Origin of the sequence: Photobacterium leiognathi, assembly GCF_030685535.1 — a bacterium.
GTDB lineage: Bacteria > Pseudomonadota > Gammaproteobacteria > Enterobacterales > Vibrionaceae > Photobacterium > Photobacterium leiognathi.
This window is the reverse complement of sequence record NZ_CP131601.1, coordinates 1456022-1475102: the sequence shown is the minus strand read 5'-3', so window position 1 is coordinate 1475102 and position 19081 is coordinate 1456022. Positions and strand designations below refer to the sequence as shown.

The following is a 19081-nucleotide window of genomic DNA, read 5'->3' as shown; positions in this document are numbered from 1 at the left end:
CTAGGAATTGAAAAATGCAACAAATCAAAATCACCGCTAACCCACAGATTGCCGCCATTTTTAAAACATGGTCAACCGAATGGGCGACCGAAGTTCAAGACGGCAAGAAAGACGCTGCTAATAAATTCCATACGGTTTACAACATTGCAGCTGAGTTATTCGCAAAAGGCGGAGAAATTGAGATTTCTTTCATTTCAGCGCTGTTTAATGACTGTAAGCAGAAAACTGAAATGGCAGAGCAAATGGTCAATAAGATCAAGCTAAGCCTGAAAGATGATCCTGAGCGTGCAGAAAAATACATCAAAAAAGTCAATACAGCAGCGCAAGATGCGGCTTTCACCATGAATTATCTTGGTCAACTACTGCTACAATCAGCTTAATTCTTTTTATACAGCTCATTATTTGGGCTGTATAACCCTTCATTGTTTATACCCTCGTAACTTCAAGATGCTATGTTCAGCGAGACGACCTTAGTTCTCAGGCGCGGCAACGATTCGAAGATATAGTGGTTCTACATTGAGAATCGCTAACAAAGTCTGAGAGCTAAGGACGCTCGCCCTTTGGGAGCGTGTCACTGAGCCGACTTCCTGCGTCAAACAACTTGGAAAGAGCCCGCTATTCCGCTTCGTTGTCTTCCTTGAATTCAACTCAGTGACCTCGCTCTGAATCAGGCATCTAGAAGTCACTTGGGTATATATCTTTACCTAATCTTCGTTAAGAAATAATAAATTCTATTTATCATATAAATCTACTTGTCAGTTGTGATTTATAGGCATACATTACGCAACACTAATATACCCACAGCAAATACATTACCCGCTATTCTTAGTTGTATCTGCTTTGCTCGCGTTCTTGCTATCAATAATGAAAAAGTATTCTCTTCGCTTAATTTGGTCTCGCTGGTTTTCTAACGCGGCAGATATCCCCGACTCTATTCGCATCACGATCCCGATGGTGATGTCACTTGGGCTGTTTTACTTTTTCGGATTCACTGCTGCGGGCATTTCAGGACTGATCACCGCATGGTTATTAGGCGTACAAGGGCGTGATCTGCCTTATTTAAAACGCTTACAAATTCTTTCTTTATCAACCATCTTCACTGCAGGATCTACCTATTTAGCCTATAGCGTGTATGACAATATATGGCTAAGCTCATTGACGTTGTGCTCGATTGCGATTGTCTATGGTTTAATGTCGAATCAACGACCGCACATTCGCTTGTTTGGCTATAACTTCGGCTTTACCTATATTATGTCGATCCACTTTGCCAGTGCCGACAACCCCTTTCTGATCATTCTATTTGCGAACTTATTTGCTGCACTTAGCGTTATGTTCACATCTTTGATGCTATAGTCATTCTTCAAAGGCCGTATATTGCAATGCCATATTCAGTCAGTCACTACGTCTCTGGCTGATTGGCTAGATACGTTACGTTTAACGGATGATGAATCGGCACTGGAAGATAAAAGACAGCATTTTTACCAGTGTGCCCATAAAGTCGCTTATTACAGTAACTCCATCACTTCAGCAAAGCGTACTGAGCAAATACGTATGGAGTTACAACGCTCCTTGGAAGTGGCTGAATATATTATTAGCCTTGAACGTATCTTAAGTTTCCGTTTGCAAGAAACAACGCGAGAGCGATTATTTTCGTGGATTGAACAAGCGGCTTTCGAATTGAAACATCAACAACAAATTACTGCGGTTTTTGATGTTAATGAACATAAGAACAACCAATATATTGTTGATTTATTAGAGCAACTAAAGCGTTGTTATAACTTCTCTAACTTTTCGCCACTGGATTACAGTAAAAACATTTACTTATTTACCTCAGATACCAAATCGTTTTTACGTAATTTCAAACGTGCATTAAATATAAAATCAAAAGAATGGCGTCATGGTGGAAAAATTGCACTAACCTTAGCAATCACGCAATTTTTAACCATTTTCTATAAGATCCCACAAGGCTACTGGATTTCGTTAACCGCCTTTATTGTGTTACTTACCTCTTCAATGGGTGTGACTAACCACCGTATGTGGCATCGCTTTTATGGTACTGCGCTAGGCGGTTTATATAGCTTTGTATGCTTATATTTAGCGCCCCATCAGCACCTGATCATACTCACCAGTATTTCAGTGTTTTTCGCCTTTACGACTTATCATAAAGAACGCTACGACATTCATGTATTCTGGTTAACATCGATGATTGTGTTTGCCATTAGCTTATTGTCACCCGACAACACGCTAATCACCTTCTATCGTATTATTGATACCCTCTTTGGTGTCACGATTGCGTTTTCTATCAACTATTTCATTGCCCCTAGCTGGACAATGCGATGGCTTGATCAATACATTACACGCATGATGCGCTCTCAGATCTTGTATGTGACAGTGCTAGATAAACCACTCTTTGAACAAAAGCTTAATCTTTATAAGGTGCAAGATAATTACTACACCCTAAAAAATGAAATCTTTAACTTGTTAAAAGAGCCGAATTTAAGCCCTAGAACATCGCAAGACTGGCGCAGTTTACTGATCATCTTACGCCGTTTAAATGACTCTCTATTATTGGCAACAAAGTTAGGGATATATTCAAAAGAAGATAGTCAATTTAGTCAAAAGTGGATTAAGCAACTGTCTTGGATTGTGAAACACTTTCCACAACGTTATGAACAATTAGCTAAGCCTGATATAGATCATGATTTTGAGCATCCTACAGATATGCTTTGTTCATTAATTGAAAACGATATAAGACAGTTAGAAGATTGGATATTCCACCAGCAAGCCTATGTGCTGAAATAGCAATAAGAGCGATGTGTTTACTCTATACTCTAAAGTAAACACATCGCCCTTTTGTTTTTCCTATCGTTAATCGTCACTAGCATTACTTATCGCTAATCGTGCTGGCTTCCACTGTGCGAACTCGCTTCGTTGCCACATCGACCGATAAATAATAAAGCTGGCTGGCGTCATCATTAAATTTCTCATAACTAAATAAATAACAGCTTTGACAATCAAATATAGGCTGGGAGTAATCTAGTTCTAAATTAGTACCATCTTTTTGGTAATAGTCGCTATCAATAGCAAGTCCTACCGCTTCAAAGGCATGATCTTTGTCATCATATATCGGCGCTTTGCTCATATCTTGGTTATATTGCGTTTTATTATGCTTAATGATGTGCATTTGATCATTAGTAGTGAGAATAATATTTTTCCAGCCGTCTGTTGTATCGTTACCGAGTAAGACTGGACGTTGAATATTTTTCCACTTGGCGATAACTTTATCTTTATCATCAAATAGATATGCATTGCACTGTTGTTTATCGCAATATTTATCTATTTGCATCAAAATGAAGATTTCTTGTTTTCCATTGTTATCAAGATCAGCCAGCCCTGATAAATAAGCAGGTTCATTTTCTGTGTTTTGAGGAAGCGTTTCACCTTTAGCAAGAATATATTCGGTGACTAATTGATCTAGCGTTGCTTGCTTAGGTTTGATTTTTTCTTCATAAAGCGCAAAAACAACCAGAGCGATAACAGTCAGTACAATAGACAAAAATACAATTTGGCGTTTATCCATCATTCATCCTTATCTATAACTGTGTTACCACTCTTAGTGTAATCGCTATTTTGTATCCTTGCTTTTACGGTTGGCTAATAGCTACCGAGTATTTAACCATTTAAAGACTTTTTCTCGTCAATACGTTTACGATGCCAAATAGAATAATGGCGAAGTCCTGCCGGACCATGAGCAATAAAGACAGAAAGGATGATCACCGCAATATAAATATGTGCTTGTTGTGCAGGTAACCAAACAATCGACAGCAACATCAATAACTTCACAAACGTAAGCACGCCTTTAAGTTGGATAAGCCAAAGCTTTGAACGATAAATTTCCAATGACATCATAGTGATACCGCTCATCATGGCTAAGATCCACCAGTTGATCCACAATGACTTCTCTACCGCAAAAATAAACCCCGCACTCGATGCGGCAACACCTAAAATATGTAAGGCTCGGATTGTGGTTTTCGCCAAACGCTGACACCAAAAACGCGTTTCAGAAATAGTGTAAGGCTGGCCTTTATTCGGATGAGGTTGGTGATGCGCACGCGGAGAGTGTGATTTTTTATTGGTCATAATCATTGGAATTAAGCTAAACGGTGCGCAAGGATAACTGATATTGAGATAACACTAAATATTTGCCGGACGAAATGCTGTAATTTCCCCATCAGCGACTAAGTAACAATCCATTCCTGCCGCCTTAGCTGCTTGGCAACCTAACTCGGTATCTTCAAATACCACGCAATCTTTGGCTGCAACCCCTAACTTTTCTGCGGCTTGTAAAAACGTTTCTGGGAATGGTTTATGTTGTGTCACTTCATTGGCAGTCACAATTTCATCTAGCAATGGCATTAAGCCTGCTGCAGTTAAGATCTCTAATGCGTGTCGACGTTGACAACCTGTACCAATAGCCGATGGCATACCCAATGCTTTTGCTTGTTTTAAAATCTCAAAGGTTCCAGTAATGACTTCACCTTTTTGTTTAATATCATCAAAGTTGCGCAATTTAGATTCTGCTAAATACACAGGATCCTTATCAAGCTGGTATTTCTCAATCAAGGCTTTAGCGGTATTGAGCGTTGGCGAACCACCCATGGTATAAAACCAATCACGATCAACAGGAATACCGTGGGCTTCACATGTCGTCTGCCAAGCATCAATATGTGCTGGCATTGAATCTATCAGCGTGCCATCCATATCAAAGATAACCGCTTTATATCGCTTTAAATCCATCTTACTGACTCCCTCTTTTCTTAGTATTATGCTGCGTTACGATGTTACTTTTTGACACTATAGCCATTAAGGAACAAGTCTACACAACTTTCAATATAAGCTTCATTTTCTTGACTGCTCATATCACAAGGTTGACCTAATTGAGCTAAAAAGACGATACGACCATGTAGCATTAATAATAATTGCATTGCAGCATCTTTCGCTGAAATAGAAAATGCAATTTCACCTTGCGCTTGTTTCGCCGTTAAATACTCAGCCAGCATAGCTATGGTGGTTTGAGGGCCTGCGGAAACATACACTTTCGCTAGATCAGGATGCGTCTCTAACTGACGGATCGCTGTTCTATACGTCACAATCGCCTCTTCTGAAAGTAAAATTTCTTGAAAACGTTTCGCAAACCCACACAGTACCGTACGTGTATCACGATCATCATTGAGCAAGATATGTTCGCACTGGCTTTCCATGCATTTAGCACGAATACAGGTATCAAACAGCTCATCTTTGGTTTTGAAATGGGCATATACCGTCTGCTTTGACACATTTGCTTCTACCGCAATGCTATCCATCGTTATGGCGTAACCATACTGGATAAACAACTTAGTGGCGGCATCTAAAATTTGTTGCCTCTTCATCTGACTTCTTGGTGTTAACACTCGATCACCTACAAGTATTTTATTGCTAATTTTTTATGAATAAACCAAAATCAAACTAGACAGTCCAGTTTACTTAGTATACTTTTTAATCATATGGACTACAGAGTCTAGTTTAATATTAGGATAGCTAGCAATGCAATGGATAACCAAACCATCTTTAGCGTTATATGTGATCTTTAGCACGACCCTTGTCACTGGGTGTGACTCTTCAGAAAAAAATGAAAATTCTGAAATTCCGCAGATACTTAGCGTCAATACACATCAACTCAAGCAGCAAGATAATTTTGCGATTGAGCGTGAATATGTTGGCTTTGTTCAAGCAGGACAACAAGCTAACTTAGGCTTTGAACTTAATGGCAAGATTGACACTATTTATGTAGATGTGGGCGATACCGTTAAAAAAGGCGATCCACTATTAACCCTCGATACCCAATTGCTAGCCACTGAAGCTGATCAATTACGTGCACAGCAAGCACAAATATCAGCACAGTTAGAATTAGTAAATACCAACCTCAAACGTCAGAAATCACTTAAAGCGAAAGGCTTTAGTGCTGCTTCAGAAATTGACAACCTCACTAGCCAACGTAAAGAGCTAAAAGCTAGCATTCGCCAACTTTCCGCAACCCTTGCAGCCAACCAATTGCGATTAGTGAAATCAACCATTGTTGCCCCCTACAATGGTGTAATCAGTGCCCGTCATATTTCATATGGGGATGTCGTTAACGCAGGTTCCCCTACCGTAACTTTATTAGCTAACAACAATAAAGAAGTTCATATCGGGATCCCGATAGATAAAGTCTCTGGCGTCTTGGCACAAAAACAATGGACTGTGCGCGTTGGTAAACATGCTTATCCTGTCAAATTATTAAATCCAGGCGCAACCGTTGGTTTAAATAACCGTGCTATTAATTTCCGTTTTTCACTTCCTGCTGATGCCAAGGTGATCAATGGCGAACTTGCCTACCTTAATTACGATGATACCCAATCACAATCTGGCTTTTGGGTACCGTTATCAGCATTAACTGATGGTATTCGTGGCACATGGAATATCTTTGCTGTTACTGAAAATGGTGCTGGCCCTGAAGTGGAACGTCGCTCGGTACAATTACTGTATGCCGCTAACGATAAAGCCTTTATTAAAGGTGCGGTTCAAAATGGTGAGCAAATCATTGCTAATGGGTTACACCGCTTAGTGCCAGGGCAAATCGTCACCATAAAGCCACAAATCGCCCCAAAGCAAAAAACGGCAACAAACCCGACAAATTCTAACGATAACGGGGTATAAATATGAAACGTATACTTTCTAATACCCGTTTATTAGCGTTAGCGGTGGCATTGCTGATCGTCAGTGGTTTATCAGCGCTATCAACTCTGCCTCGCGCTGAAGATCCGATCATTAACAATCGAAATGCTTCCATTATTACCCATTACCCAGGTGCAACAGCAGAGCGCGTTGAAGCACTCGTCACAGAAAAGATTGAGAATAAACTTCGAGAACTCGATGACATTAATAACATTACTTCTGTCTCTCGTCCCGGTGTATCACTGGTAAGTCTTGAGCTAAAAGATAACGTAACGGATTCTGAGCCAGTTTGGTCTGATGTCAGAGATAAGCTATCTGATGTCACCCCGCAATTACCCAAAGGCACCTCTGTTCCTGATCTCGACAGCGATCATTCCTATGCTTTTACGGTGATCACCGCACTAACTTGGCAAGGTAATTCAGCAACCGATTTGTTAACGCTCCGACGTTACGCTATCGAGTTGGCAAACCGTCTACGTACATTAAATGGTACTGAATTTGTAGATGAATACGGGCTACCAGAAGAAGAAATAGTAGTTAAAATTGATCCTGTTGCGGTCAGTGCGCTAGGTGGCTCAGCTATTTCTATTTCCTCAGCTATTCAAGGCGCAGACGCTAAAAATGCCGCTGGTGAGTTAGTTAACGGACAAAACCGTTTTAGCCTCGAAATTGCAGACTCTCTCGATTCATTAGATCGTATTCGACAAGTCCCCATTACTATTGATAATAATGGTCATCTTGTTCGTTTAGAAAATATTGCCACCATCAGCAGACAGCAAACCAATCCTGCTGCTGAAATAGCCGTTATTGATGGAAAGCCTGCGGTGATTGTGGCAGCACGCATGCAGCCTCATTTACGTGTCGATCAATGGACTGAGCGTGTTAATCAATTTCTGACTCAATTTGAACACGAACTACCGAGTAATATTAAACTCAATCATATCTTTGAACAGCAAGGCTACACCCAAACACGTTTATCCGATCTAGCATCTAACCTATTACTTGGCTTTGCACTGATATTAGCTGTTTTATTTATTACCTTGGGGATACGTTCAGCGGTTATTGTCGCACTGTCTCTGCCATTAACCTGTTTGTTTACTTTAACCTTAATGCACTTTACTGGCTTACCAATGAACCAAATGTCAGTGACGGGTTTAATCGTGGCACTGGGGATCATGGTGGATAATGCCATTGTCATGGTTGATACCATTCAGCATTATCGTCAAAAAGGGATGAAGCGTTTAGAATCGGCATTAAAAGCCATTCATCATCTTTGGATCCCACTATTAGGCTCAACACTAACAACCGTACTTGCCTTTGCGCCTATTTTCCTCATGCCCGGCCCTGCTGGTGAATTTGTTGGCGCCATTGCACTCACCGTTTCTTTCTCACTGATCGGCTCATACATTATCGCCCATACCTTAGTCGCTGGGTTTGCTGCTCGTTGGTTACCACAACAAAGTAACAATCATGCTTGGTATCAAACTGGATTAACCCTACCGTGGTTAGCAAAGCAATTTGGTCATACGGTACAATTTGCCATTAAGCGTCCACTACTCACAGTAGGGTTAATGTCGATTCTGCCATTTGTCGGGATGTGGAGTGCTTCTCAGCTTACCGAGCAATTTTTCCCACCTTCTGATCGTGACATGTTTGAAATTCAGGTGTTTTTACCACCTCAAGCGAGCATTGATGCGACAAAACAAACAACACAAAAGATTGATAAGATCTTGGCTGAACACGCAGATATCGAGCAAGTGAATTGGCTGATTGGTACTAACTTTCCATCGTTTTACTACAACATGCTTGCAAGTCAGCAAGGCACACCTAACTTTGCTCAAGCTATGATCAAAGCGGTGGACTTTAAAGTAGCCAATAAATTAATCCCTAAACTACAGCAACAGTTGGATCAAACTATTCCAGAAGCACAGATCTTAGTGCGAAAATTAGAACAAGGGCCTCCATTTAATGCCCCTCTTGAAGTACGTCTATATGGTAATAATCTAGATAGGCTAAAGACTATTGGAGAAGATATTCGCTTACTGATGGCAAGCACACCTAATGTTACCCATACCCGAGAAACACTGCTTTCTGGCTTACCTAAAGTTCGTGTTGATGTAAACGAGCAAGCCAGTCAATTAAGTGGGCTACAACTCACGGATATTGCTAATTTACTGCAAGCTTCGCTGATTGGTATTACTAACGGCAACATCATTGAAGGCGCGGAAGCCATTCCAATCCGAGTCCGTGTCGATAACCAGGCTCGTGAGAATATGACTCACTTAGCAAACCTGCATATTCCCGTAATGAATGGCAACAATAGCGAGCAATTTTCAGGAGTTCCGATTTCATCATTGGCATCGCTGTCACTAACACCAACTCGTGGCGCTATTCCCCACCGAAACGGGCAGCGGATCAATGTTATCGAAGGTTATTTAAAAGCAGGCGTTTTACCACAAACTGCATTAAATCAATTTCAAGCAAAACTGGATCAATATACCAAAACCTTACCTGCTGGTTATTCAGTCGAAATTGGTGGTGAATCTGCTGAGCGTAATAAATCAGTCGGTAACTTGATTGCTAACTTATCTATGGTGTTTACCTTAATGATCATGGTCGTGGTGATTTCATTTAATTCATTTAGATTAAGTTTGATCATCTTTACTGTGGGCTTTATGGCATCAGGGTTAGGCTTGCTATCCGTCTGGTTATTTAACTATCCTTTCGGCTTTACCGTGATCATCGGACTGCTTGGTTTGATCGGCTTGGCTATTAACGCCGCCATTGTGATCTTATCTGAATTAAAAGCCGATCCTAATGCACTTAGCGGTGATCAAACAGCGATTCACACTGCGGTAATGAGTTGTACACGACATATTACCTCGACCACAATAACCACTGTCGGCGGTTTTATTCCACTGATGTTAGAAGGCGGTGGTTTTTGGCCTCCGTTTGCTGTCACTATTGCAGGCGGTACAGTATTAACTACCCTGCTTTCTTTCTACTTTGTACCTGCAGCTTTTACTTTGCTCATGAAGCGTAAAGCAATTGCTACCACACAATTAAAAACGGCGTAAACAAAAGCCCAATGGTGTTTACCTTTTATTGGTACACCATTGGGCTTAAATTTTTGTTAAGTGCTCTATGAATTGTGTGCTCATAAACACTCATTCTTTTTAAATCACACAACGAGTTTTTAGCGCTTGCTGCATCTGCTCAAAGTTCACATTAGAGAAGTATTCACGGTTAACTTTAATACTTTGACTATTCAGCCAATGATCTTTTTGAGAGCCTATTCCATAACCAATATGATAAACAGCAAAGTTATGATAATGCTTAATAAAAGCTAAATTAGGCGGCAAATGCGCACGTTGTTGCGTTAAATTAGCGTAATAATAAAATCGTTTATCACAACTCGACACTATGTATGAACCCGCCTTATTTCGTATTGCGATGTAGGGTTTATTTGCTGTTAATCTAGGTAATTCCCATTGATTAATACTGTTGGTTAATTCAATATTAATCACCTCTATCGCTGTTTTTTCTTTTGCAGGTTTAGCTACTTTAACTTGTTTTCGTTCTATCAACTTTGGCTGTGGTTGCTCTACTGTATTGACTAAAACATCATTGGTATTACTTTCATCAACTAATGGTGTTGATTGAGCATTAAATAGTGTAATTACTAAAACAGCCAGTAATATATTTAAAAGAATTGAGGAATAAACGATGCCATATTTAAATCGAGGTAATTTCTCAGATCTATTTATCTCAGCCGGAGAAATATCATGAACTAGCGTTTTGGCTGCTTCATTTTTAAGTTGTTCAGTTAGATTTTTATTTTCATTCTTCTCTTTATTTAATGATTTTCTTAAATCTAAGATTTGTTGCTCTAAGTCGATACTCTTTGTGCGTTGACTTTCCAACTCTTGCTTTAACTTCTGAGCATATTTTTTCGTTAATACCAGCTTTTCACTGACAACAGATTCACATATTTTATTACCGTTACCCTGTAATATTTCATTGTAAGCTAATGTGACCAGTTGCATTAATGCTCCCGAACCTAATTTGTCAGGATGCAAACGATGAGATAATAATTTATAGCGCTTTTTGATCTCGCTAGGAGTCGTATGCTCAGTTGTACCAAGCAAATCGTGAAATGTTGTCATTGCTAACTTTATTTACTTTGTAAGTAAAATAACTCTGCAATGAAGATACTATTTAGGCAACCACTAAGCGCCGAAAGTGGTGCCTGCATTCACTTTTTTTGACGACTCGCACGAAATTCACCCGGTGAACAACCTATATGTTTTTTAAACACGCGTGAAAAATAGGATACATCTTTAAAACCTGCGGATAACGCTACTGCTGAGATTTTCTCCTGATCTGAGCTTAGTAAACCACAAGCTAAATCTAAACGCTTTTTAATGATGTACTGTTTAAGCGTTACACCCATAATATTATGAAAAAGACGAGAAAAATAAGTTGAAGAGAATTGACAAGCACTAGCCAGTTCTTCTTCACGCAGCGGTGCACTTATGTCTTTATCGATAATGGTTAACGCAGGCAAAATTGACAGCTCTCTCTGAGAAATGTCTTCAGCATTGATCATATTATCATCATGAGTATGAAGACGTGTTAAGCAAGCATCAACCTTCTGCCTTGTTGCATTACTAGACAATATGTCTTCAGCACCTGCACGTAACGCAGATACAGCTAACTCCGCATCAAGATCATGATAAACAATGACAACTTTAACTTCAGGAAAACGCTGTTTAATCGTGCGCAATAATTTAAAACCATTAGATTGAGAGTCTTGTATTTCGATGAATATCAACTCAAAACCTGTCATCGTTAATAATATTTCAAATGGAGATACATCAACCAGATTATGGTATTGCAACAGAATATCTTTGGTACTGGTATGTTTTTCTCTATGACAACAATTTACCCAAATCACATCATCACCTGTATGGTTACTATCTTAATAGGTTTCTTTGATGATCATCCTTTATCAAAAAACATTATAGCCTTATCATTACGTCAAATATTACTATCTGACACTTATTAATATGGCTAATAATGGTTATAAACACTAATTTTTCCAGTGATAATGAAATGTCTTATTAATTAGTAATAAGACTTAGTTTTTATTCTACCTCGACAATATTGCTTATATTTACCAGAAAATAACTAATATTGATTAATTTTAAATCGATTGGGTTATTAGTAATTTTAATTCCATAACAATTCAATCTAAAAGCAATTAAAATAATTTGTAGCAAAAAAAAAACAAGTACCATATTTATAATACAAAATTTTACATATTATTTGTTTATCACTGTTATCTTTGTGATCATGATCATAATGTATAACAATTAATATAACTCATAAAAACGATTCAACGATATTATACCCGTTTGATATTAAATTATGTTACGCGATTAGGGATTTATCAATGCGTCATATCTCTCTCGGTAGTTACTTGTCGATTTTTACAACTGCCACCATCAGCTGTTTATTTACATCTCAAGTTTTCGCTCAGCAGCAAAATAATCATTCACATATGGTTGCAGCCTATTATCCAGATTGGAAGGTTTACACTCCCAAAACACCTTATAGTGCCAATATGCTACCTGTGGATAATCTTTCTCATATCATTTATGCCTTTCTTGCTGTCTGTGGTCCTGTTGATTCCTCCCCTGCAAATATCAAAAAGATCATGAAAACCCAATGTGCTAATAAGCCTATTGGTACCGCCATCATTCTCGATAATTATGCTGCACTACAAATGAAGTTAAGTGGCAAGACCTCTAGTAAAGTTGGATACCGAGGAAACTTCGGGCAACTCAAAGCCCTATCAGATGAGAACCCAAACCTTTCGATTCTACCGAGTTTTGGTGGCTGGACGTTATCTGAACCTTTTCATACAGTGGCATTAAATGATGAATACCGTCAGACTTTCGTCAAAAGTGCCGCTGCACTGATTAATAAATACAACTTTTTCGATGGAATCCAAATTGACTGGGAATATCCTGGCGGCCATGGTTTATCTGGTTTAGGTAACGATAATATTGATAATGAGCGTTTAGCCTACACCAAATTAATCAGTGAATTACGTCAGCAATTGGATCAACTTGGTAAAGAGAACCAACGTAGTTATCAACTATCAGCTGCAGTCAATGGTGGTCCAAAAACATTACCAGGTATTGATTGGAAGCAAGTTTCACAAGATCTCGACCAAATTTATCTGATGAGTTTTGATTTTCTCGGTAATTGGGGAAATACAGTCGGTCACCATAGTAATCTATATAGCACGTCATCGACTCCAAATAACGCTTCAGTCGATAACCAAGTAAAAGCCCTACTAGCAAAAGGGGTTGATAGTAAAAAAATCATTATTGGTAGCCCTTTTTACGGTCGTGGCTGGCAAGGAGTGAACAGCGTATCTAATGCCAAATTGGAAGGTTTAAATAGTAAAGGAGGCATTGATAAAGGATCTGATATTGATGATCCCGGTTATTTCAATTACTCCGACATTATGAAGTACCTAGTGAATAACAAGCGTATGGGTTATCGATACTTCTATGATGAAAAAGCGGAAGCTGCAGTGCTCTATAGCAAGAAGAAACAAGAATACATTAGTTATGAAGACAAGCGCTCATTACAAGCAAAGATCGATTATGTAAAAGAACATGATCTTGGTGGTATTTTTGGCTGGGAAGCAACGTCCGATAACAATCATGAACTCATCAAACAATTGAGCACTTCTTTTAAAAACTAATCCAGCAACTCCTTCCCCATAACGATAAGCTTACTTATTCCTTTTAAGTAAGCTTATTTTTTATCCACTAACCTATTTGCATTATCAGCACCAGCCTATTTTTTTCACTTTTAGAGCAATTTTTACTGTTTGCTTAATTTTTTTGCTGACAATCACATTTCATTGCCCTAACATTGCATCCCGAAATATGAGTTCCGATGAAGACAGCAGGAGAGCGGCAAGAGAAATTACCATGAAGGTATATCTTACGCCCGCCGAAGAAGTAAGCGTCATTATGATTTGAGCCCTCAAATCTTATTGCCGTAAATCTTTCAGGCACCGTGTCGTAAATTTTACGATAGGTATGGACTGTTGTTGGAGGAGCCTCTGGAGAGACTCGTTAAATCGAGCGCCGAAGGAGCAAACCAAGTATTGGTGAAACTCTCAGGCAAAAGGACAGAGGAGATAAGAGCAACACCAGATACCCGTCTGTGACCAACATTTCTGTTGTTCTATATCTCTTCCTTTGATGTTTAAAGGAGGAATAATGAATCCACTACATGACACAATTTTTAATTTTCTAAAAGTTTTTGACAGCCTTGTTTGGGGCCCACCACTACTTATCCTTTTGGTTGGTACTGGTTTATACCTAACTGTACGCCTTGGTTTTATCCAAATCCGTTACCTTCCGCTCGCGTTACGCTACGTGTTTGGTGGTAAAAAAGATGCTGATAGCAACGGTAGCGGCGATGTATCCAGTTTTGCAGCATTATGTACTGCCCTTTCTGCAACCATAGGTACAGGTAATATCGTCGGTGTTGCAACCGCGATTAAATTAGGTGGCCCAGGTGCTTTATTTTGGATGTGGCTTGCTGCTCTTTTAGGTATGGCAACGAAATATGCCGAGTGTCTATTAGCGGTTAAATATCGTGAAACAGATAGCAATGGTCAAATCATTGGTGGCCCTATGTACTACATCGAAAAAGGTGTAGGTAGTAAGTGGCTAGCGAAATTATTTGCCCTATTTGCAGTTGGTGTTGCGTGTTTTGGTATCGGTACTTTCCCACAAGCCAATGCTATTGTTGATGCAGCGCACCTTTCATTCAATGTACCTAAAGAAATTACTGTTGTTATTTTAACTGTACTAGTTGCAACCGTAACACTGGGCGGTATTAAGTCGATTTCAAGTGTAGCAAGTACTGTTGTTCCGCTAATGGCTGGTTTCTACATCATTGCTTGTGTCAGTGTATTAGCAAGTAACTATGATGCAATCCCACAAGCCGTTAACCTTGTAATTGAATCGGCATTTACAGGCCATGCTGCTACTGGTGGTTTCGTTGGTGCGGGTATCATGCTCGCTATTCAATCAGGTATTGCCCGTGGTGTATTCTCAAATGAATCTGGCTTAGGTAGTGCACCTATTGCTGCCGCTGCTGCACAAACTGACTCTTGTGTTCGTCAAGGTTTGATCTCAATGACGGGTACTTTCTTTGATACTGTGATCATTTGTACCATGACAGGTCTAACTTTAATTGTGACCGGTGCTTGGTCTTCTGATTTTGCTGGTGCAGCAATGACGACCCATGCTTTTGCGGAAGGTCTACATTCTAGCTACTACGGCCCATTAATGGTGTCTATTGGCTTAATGTTCTTTGCCTTTACCACTATTTTAGGTTGGAACTACTACGGTGAACGTTGTATTACTTACCTATTTGGTGTGAAAGCGATTCTACCATACAAGATTTTCTTCTTGGTTCTGATCGCTGGCGGTGCATTCATGCAGTTAGACATGATCTGGGTAATTGCAGACATCGTAAACGGTCTAATGGCTATTCCAAACTTGATTGGTTTAGTGGTACTACGCCACGTTGTTATCGCTGAAACCCAAGCTTTTTTCAGCCAGTTAAAACAAGAAAAAGAAAATAGCCAACCCGTCTCAGCGTTATAATGAACAAACTAAAGCCTCACATTGTGGGGCTTTTTTCTACCTTATTTCTCCCGTAGCTTTGTTTAATTACTTTCCCATAATTACAACAATAAATTTCATCTATTTTGACATACCCTACGTATTCCTGTTGTAATCTGTTTAGATTTAATAAATAACTCTATCTATTGTTCATCTATATTTTAGATAACGCATGGATGACTTATTAACTATCCCCTACTTTAATAGTTAATAAGTTCAATGAGTTAAAAAACTCATGTGCTTAGAAAAGGACATTGAAATGAAAAATCAATCTTCGCGTCGACGCTTTTTGAAGTTAACTGTAGGTGGTATTGTTGGTTTAACCGTGGGTAATAAATTACTGGTTAAACCTGCACAAGCTGCAGATCTACCTCACTTATCTGTCGATGATGCACAGGCGAAAGCCTTAAAATACGTGAACGAGTCGAGCTTTAGTGATAAGAACTGTAACAACTGTATGCTCATTGAAGGTGATGCAAGCGCAGAGTGGCGCCCATGTAAAATCTTCCCGGGTAAATTAGTTAACGGTAAAGGTTGGTGTTCCGCTTACGCGCCAAAGCCTGCATAATGACAGAATCGAATATAACAAAGGCCTCTTCAAGACTGTCTCTTGATCACAAGTCATTGTGTTCAAGAGACTTAGCTAGTTCATATCCTTCAAGGATGGTTTGTAACCTAAACCATCCTTGCCATAATGTCTTTACAGAAGCGCGACCCGTCCGCTTGGTATCTTTCCAACCACCTAACCGTGCAATACTTTTGTAAGCCCACGATATATTTGGTGCTTCTTTGGGCAGCTTTTTCTTCTCCAATTTTAACCACATAAGCTTCCACGCTTTACCTTTTAACACCCGTTCACAACAGCTACTAGATAACTCTTTAGATTCGTTCATAAATCTTAACTGGAGTAAACGAGTAGCAATAAATGCCAAAATAACACTGAGCCTTTCTAAGTTATCTTTACTTTGCATTCTCAGTTGTTCAACTTGCGTGCCTTCACTTTTCCAAACCTTGTGAAAATCTTCTATCAGCCAACGACGCTCATAATAACTGACGATGTTAAGTGCTTCCTCTTTGTTCGTTACAGGCTCTGATGTCAGTAAATGCCATGCGAGCTTGTCGTCACTCTCACCTTGCTCTATACATCCAACATAGTAGAGAGAGATATTATCGAACTCTTTTTTATTGGCGGGAGACTTAAGTGTCACGGGAGCATATTTGATGTCTAGATGAGCCGTGCGGGACTTACGACCGCCTTTTTGCGGTATTTTTAGCTCTTTGTTTCCTGCTGATAACAACTTGGAAGCGTAGTCATAAAGACGATTATCATGCTCCTCGATACAGCGACTTTGCATTGAGCGAACGATAAATCGTTGTTGTTGCTCGTGCTTGTAAGTGAGGTACTCGAATAAATCGGCTTCTCTATCACATACAGAAATAACCTCTGACATTTTCTCGCCTAGTCGCTCTGCAACATGGCGAGATGCTTGTTCCCATTTATAACTTTCTTTTTCTTTGTATGGTCGAGTTGCGTGCTGGTGTCTTTGACCACGTTTTTCAATATCTCGGGTCCAGCGTTGTTGTTCGATTAAACCAACTACAGTGTGAGTTTCGGGAGCAAAAAGCAATGTTGAATGAACGAACATTGCTCGGTGTCGATTACCTTGATTGGAATGCCCGAGTGTATCTTGTATGCTGTGATGTGAGTAACTTAGAGAAGTGGTATCTTCCAATGCAAGCAGTGTTTGTTGCTCTAAAGCTTCTTGTGCTGTGACATAGAATCCAGCTTCTGCAATATCTTCTGCTTTGATTTGGTCATTACGAATAAAGCGATAAGCCCCTTCCATATCGGCTGGGGAGATGATGAGTTTTGAGATAGGGATACCAGGTTGTTCAGCCAGAGAGGTAGCTAGAGCAACGAGTCTTTGAGTGCGTCTTGGGTCATTAAGATCGGCTTGACCGAATTGTTTTTGAGCCCAAAGAGTTGGTTCTATATAGGTCATCATAATCATCCTTATCATTGCTTAGATGATCAGATCATGAAACATAAAATTAGTTCAAAAAAATCCCCAAGCATTGGCTTAGGGATTTGTGTATAAGAGACAGTCTTCAAGAGGCCTTTTTCTTTACTTAGTTTATACGTTAGCGATAACAACGCTCAGCCCAACGTGCTAAACCAGCCGTTACTGAACCAAAGTAATTACCACTCACAATCGGGATATTCGGTAACTGCTGCTCAATACACTGACGTAAAATAGGTGAACGTGCTGTCCCTCCCGTCATAAACACCACATCAGGCGTTATTCCACCTTGCGCTAATGCTTCAATCACTAACTCACGCATTTTATCGGTTGGAGTTTCAATTGCTTCTGCAAATTGCTTAGCCGTAATATCAACAGCAAACAAATCCTTCATGATCGCCATATCAACACGGTATTTATCTTGCTCCGACAGTGCTATTTTCGCCTCTTCTGCACGACGAACAATCTGATAACCCAAAGTTTCATGATAAACATGAATCAAGCGATTTAGCTTATCGGGATCAGCCGCATCATAACGAAGCTTTTCTAATGCACGTAAGTTGGCATCAGAATAAAACTCAGTTTGTGCAGCAACGTTGTTAATCGCAATAGGATTCCAGAATTGATTAAATGGCATATCAATACCACGTACCGTTTTACTACCTAGGCCAAACTCTGGCATCAACTGCTTAAATGCTAAATGAATATCTAAATCGTTACCGCCGACTCGCTGACCGCTGTGTGCTAATAATGAACGTGTTCTATCATGCTCATTCACCCATTTCGGTCCCATTTCAAGCAATGAACAGTCTGTTGTACCACCACCGATATCAACCACCAATACGGTTTTGTTTCCAGTCAGTGTCGATTCAAACTCTAGCCCTGCGGCAACAGGTTCAAATTGGAAGGAAACATCTTTAAAGCCAGCGCGTTTCGCCGCTTGTGTCAGAATTTTTTCAGCTTGAATATTAGCAGACTCACCGCCAGTACCTTGGAAGTTAACCGGACGACCAATGACCGTTTGCGTAATATCATCTTGTAGGTTCTGCTCAGCATTTTGTTTGATATTTACCATCATGGCGCAAACAAGATCTTCAAAGAAGCTAATTTGAGCGTCACGTAATCCATTCGCACCAAGGAAGGATTTTGGAGATTTAACGTAATACACTTCTTCTGGATCAGAAAGATAGGTATTTAATGCTGCTTCACCAAACTGTAAATCGCCACGAACAACCTCAATATCTTCTTCACGGTTCACTGCCATAGCACGACGTAGCACTTGCTCACCAACACTTTCAGTAGGCTTTATTCCCATAAAACGATAGAGATATTCAGATACCGCTTCACGTGTCGGGGCACACAATGTCGATGGAATATAATGATTATTTTTCTCTAGCGGTAACAGTTCTGGGTTACCATTTACCATTCTTGCAACAGAACAATTCGCTGTCCCATAATCAAATCCAATAAACATTAGAAACACTCAAAGCAATAAGAAAAGCCGACCATCATACCCCAACCCAAAAGCCAATTCACGGTCTTATTCTCTTTAAAATATCAACCTTAATGACCGCATGTATC

16 protein-coding genes and 1 riboswitch are annotated in these 19081 nt (G+C 39.7%); of the genes, 8 read left to right on the top strand and 8 right to left on the bottom strand.

Translation table 11 applies throughout. From position 1 onward, the window contains the following. The first annotated feature begins 14 nt into the window (after window positions 1–14). From Q7674_RS13900 to Q7674_RS13890, 3 genes are all read left to right on the top strand, one after another. Window positions 15–380, top strand: coding sequence for a hypothetical protein (locus Q7674_RS13900; RefSeq protein ID WP_045065193.1), 366 nt, complete (start codon window positions 15–17; stop codon window positions 378–380). A gap of 484 nt (window positions 381–864) precedes the next feature. Next, the gene (locus Q7674_RS13895; RefSeq protein ID WP_305424041.1) at window positions 865–1353 is read left to right on the top strand and encodes a hypothetical protein; all 489 of its coding nucleotides are present in this window, start codon (window positions 865–867) and stop codon (window positions 1351–1353) included. Between the two features lie 21 nt (window positions 1354–1374). Beyond that, complete coding sequence (locus Q7674_RS13890; protein ID WP_305424039.1) at window positions 1375–2802, top strand: FUSC family protein; 1428 nt, start codon at window positions 1375–1377, stop codon at window positions 2800–2802. Window positions 2803–2884: 82 nt separating this feature from the next. Here Q7674_RS13890 and Q7674_RS13885 read toward each other — a convergent pair whose 3' ends face one another. The 4 genes from Q7674_RS13885 to Q7674_RS13870 all read right to left on the bottom strand — a co-directional run bounded on the left by Q7674_RS13885 (window position 2885) and on the right by Q7674_RS13870 (window position 5429). Further along, entirely contained in the window at window positions 2885–3583 is a 699-nt protein-coding gene (locus tag Q7674_RS13885) for a hypothetical protein (RefSeq protein ID WP_305424038.1), read from the bottom strand. A gap of 89 nt (window positions 3584–3672) precedes the next feature. Next, complete coding sequence (locus tag Q7674_RS13880) at window positions 3673–4146, bottom strand: hypothetical protein (protein ID WP_080892260.1); 474 nt, start codon at window positions 4144–4146, stop codon at window positions 3673–3675. A 48-nt stretch (window positions 4147–4194) separates the two neighbouring features. Continuing rightward, window positions 4195–4797, bottom strand: a complete 603-nt coding sequence (locus Q7674_RS13875) for an HAD family hydrolase (protein WP_045066215.1) — start codon at window positions 4795–4797, stop codon at window positions 4195–4197. 44 nt (window positions 4798–4841) lie between these two features. Next, complete coding sequence (locus Q7674_RS13870; RefSeq protein WP_045066214.1) at window positions 4842–5429, bottom strand: TetR/AcrR family transcriptional regulator; 588 nt, start codon at window positions 5427–5429, stop codon at window positions 4842–4844. A 154-nt stretch (window positions 5430–5583) separates the two neighbouring features. Between Q7674_RS13870 and Q7674_RS13865 the strand changes: the two genes are divergently transcribed. Both Q7674_RS13865 and Q7674_RS13860 read left to right on the top strand, forming a co-directional pair. After that, window positions 5584–6735, top strand: a complete 1152-nt coding sequence (locus tag Q7674_RS13865; RefSeq protein WP_045066213.1) for an efflux RND transporter periplasmic adaptor subunit — start codon at window positions 5584–5586, stop codon at window positions 6733–6735. 2 nt (window positions 6736–6737) lie between these two features. Next, complete coding sequence (locus Q7674_RS13860; RefSeq protein ID WP_201798099.1) at window positions 6738–9830, top strand: efflux RND transporter permease subunit; 3093 nt, start codon at window positions 6738–6740, stop codon at window positions 9828–9830. A 99-nt stretch (window positions 9831–9929) separates the two neighbouring features. Here Q7674_RS13860 and Q7674_RS13855 read toward each other — a convergent pair whose 3' ends face one another. Both Q7674_RS13855 and Q7674_RS13850 read right to left on the bottom strand, forming a co-directional pair. After that, the gene (locus Q7674_RS13855) at window positions 9930–10919 is read right to left on the bottom strand and encodes a J domain-containing protein (RefSeq protein WP_045066209.1); all 990 of its coding nucleotides are present in this window, start codon (window positions 10917–10919) and stop codon (window positions 9930–9932) included. 89 nt (window positions 10920–11008) lie between these two features. Next, a complete protein-coding gene (locus Q7674_RS13850) occupies window positions 11009–11710 on the bottom strand; it encodes a response regulator transcription factor (RefSeq protein WP_023932537.1) in 702 nt (233 codons plus the stop codon). 498 nt (window positions 11711–12208) lie between these two features. On the opposite strand from Q7674_RS13850, the gene Q7674_RS13845 reads away from it, so the two are divergent. The 3 genes from Q7674_RS13845 to Q7674_RS13835 all read left to right on the top strand — a co-directional run bounded on the left by Q7674_RS13845 (window position 12209) and on the right by Q7674_RS13835 (window position 16047). Beyond that, on the top strand, window positions 12209–13534 hold the full coding sequence (locus Q7674_RS13845; protein ID WP_052671786.1) for a glycoside hydrolase family 18 protein: 1326 nt from the start codon (window positions 12209–12211) through the stop codon (window positions 13532–13534). Window positions 13535–13890: 356 nt separating this feature from the next. Then, window positions 13891–13983, top strand: a riboswitch (glycine riboswitch). Window positions 13984–14060: 77 nt separating this feature from the next. Then, a complete protein-coding gene (locus Q7674_RS13840; RefSeq protein ID WP_045066207.1) occupies window positions 14061–15461 on the top strand; it encodes an alanine/glycine:cation symporter family protein in 1401 nt (466 codons plus the stop codon). 277 nt (window positions 15462–15738) lie between these two features. Next, on the top strand, window positions 15739–16047 hold the full coding sequence (locus Q7674_RS13835; protein WP_008986889.1) for a high-potential iron-sulfur protein: 309 nt from the start codon (window positions 15739–15741) through the stop codon (window positions 16045–16047). 46 nt (window positions 16048–16093) lie between these two features. Here the strand turns inward: Q7674_RS13835 and Q7674_RS13830 are convergent, their stop codons facing one another. Continuing rightward, entirely contained in the window at window positions 16094–17482 is a 1389-nt protein-coding gene (locus tag Q7674_RS13830) for an IS4 family transposase (RefSeq protein ID WP_305424111.1), read from the bottom strand. A gap of 139 nt (window positions 17483–17621) precedes the next feature. Beyond that, entirely contained in the window at window positions 17622–18974 is a 1353-nt protein-coding gene (gene yegD, locus Q7674_RS13825) for a molecular chaperone (protein WP_045063497.1), read from the bottom strand. Window positions 18975–19081 lie beyond the last annotated feature (107 nt).